We start from the raw sequence: 1,637 nt of genomic DNA on the forward strand, positions 1-1,637 counted from the left end.
GAAGTACTACTAGGGGGTGTCCGCGTACAGAGAACGGAGCGGGTACCGAGGAACGCCGGTGGGCACGCCCATCACGCGGTACCCGCGCCCCTCGTTGTCGAGCCTGGTGGTTCCCGGCTCCCCGTCCGACACCCAGGTCAGCGTGATCGCGAACCGGACATCTCGTCCGACGTTCCTCAGATGGAAGACGAACTGTTCAGGGTCCCCCGACGACACCTTGAACGGGAAGTCCCGGCCCGCCTGAGTCCCCTGCGCCGTGCGGCGGATCTGCGGTCCCACCGTCACCGGGCGCTGCCCGAAGTCCACGTCGAACGCCCGCTCGTCGACGCCGCCCCCGCACTCCCCGTCGATGACCGACCCCTTGGTGGGGAGCGGATCGCTGGAAAGCACCGTCACCTCGGCCCCGGTCACGACGATCGCCTGGCCCGTCTTCCCTTGCAGCGTGACATGGATCGTCACGGGTTCGTCCTCGGCCGCTATGCGCACACCGCCCTCGGAGGCGACGTCCTCCGCTCGTCCCCGCAGCGCCTCGAGCGGCTCGTCGAAGTACCCCGGATGGCAGCCGAGCACGTCACTCGCGTACACCTTGAGCTCCGGCGGGCCCGTGATCTCCTCCTGGAACCATCCCCACCCGGACTGCCACACCACGACACCGGCACCGGACACCAGCGCACCGACGACACCGGCCCAGAAAGTCCTGCTGCGAAAGACACTTGAGCGCTCCACCGGGGTCGCCCGCGGCGTCGGAACCCGCCTGGCCCGGCGCAGTGACGCGTTGACGTCTGCCTTCCTGCTTCGCGGCCTTGCCACGCTTCCCCTCCCTGCCCCGGACTCCGGGGAGCCCCGAACCGTCCCGGGTCGCCTGCGCCCACCAGCCCGACACCTTAACGACATCAATTCGGTTGATGGCCCGCGAGAGCACCGCTAGCGTGCCTCGCGTGACGAACCCCGAGTCCGACAGAGCGGAGCCGCCGGTCGCCCGGCGGCGGGCCGCAGGCTGATCCTCGTACGGCTCCCCGAGCCGCCCCCGCCTTCGGCGACCGGACACGCGCTCCGCGTGCCCTGGTCGGTTCTTCCTCCTCCGGCGCGCGGATGCTCCTGCCCGCATCTCACGCCGGAGTCGACTCCTTGCCTGTGTTCATCCATGTCCTGGGTCTTGCCGTCTTCGCCCAGGGGACTTCCGAGTTCATGCTGTCCGGGCTCGTGCCGGGCATCGCCCGTGATCTGTCCGTGCCGGTGGCCGCCGCCGCGAGCCTGACGTCCGCGTACGCGGTCGGGATGGTCGTCGGCGCCCCGCTGATGGCCGCCTGGAGCGCGCGGTGGCCGCGCCGCAGGGCGCTGGCGGGACTCCTCGCGGCGTTCGTCGCCGTGCATGTGGCCGGCGCGGTCACCCATGACTTCGCGGTGCTGTTCGGCACCCGGATCGTCGCCGCGGTCGTCAACGCCGGTTTTCTCGCCGTCGCCATGTCCGTGGCGACCTCGCTCGCCACCCCGGAGAAGCAGGCGCGGGCGACCGCCGTCCTGCTGTCCGGGGTCACGCTGGCGTGCGTCGCCGGGGTGCCCGCGGGCGCGCTGCTCGGGGAGCGGGCGGGCTGGCGCGCGGCCTTCTGGGCGGTGGCCGCGCTGTGTCTGCCCGC

Annotated in this window: 2 protein-coding genes; one reads left to right on the forward strand and one right to left on the reverse strand. The window is 71.7% G+C overall.

The window, feature by feature from the left end; all coding sequences use genetic code 11:
• Window positions 1-9: 9 nt before the first annotated feature.
• The gene (locus CCN42_RS22555) at window positions 10-726 is read right to left on the reverse strand and encodes a hypothetical protein (RefSeq protein WP_143661985.1); all 717 of its coding nucleotides are present in this window, start codon (window positions 724-726) and stop codon (window positions 10-12) included.
• Between the two features lie 402 nt (window positions 727-1,128).
• Between CCN42_RS22555 and CCN42_RS22560 the strand changes: the two genes are divergently transcribed.
• The coding region (locus tag CCN42_RS22560) for an MFS transporter (RefSeq protein ID WP_143661986.1) at window positions 1,129-1,637 on the forward strand (509 nt) is incomplete at its 3' end.

It is taken from the genome of Streptomyces glaucescens, from assembly GCF_002154375.1.
Lineage (GTDB): Bacteria > Actinomycetota > Actinomycetes > Streptomycetales > Streptomycetaceae > Streptomyces > Streptomyces glaucescens.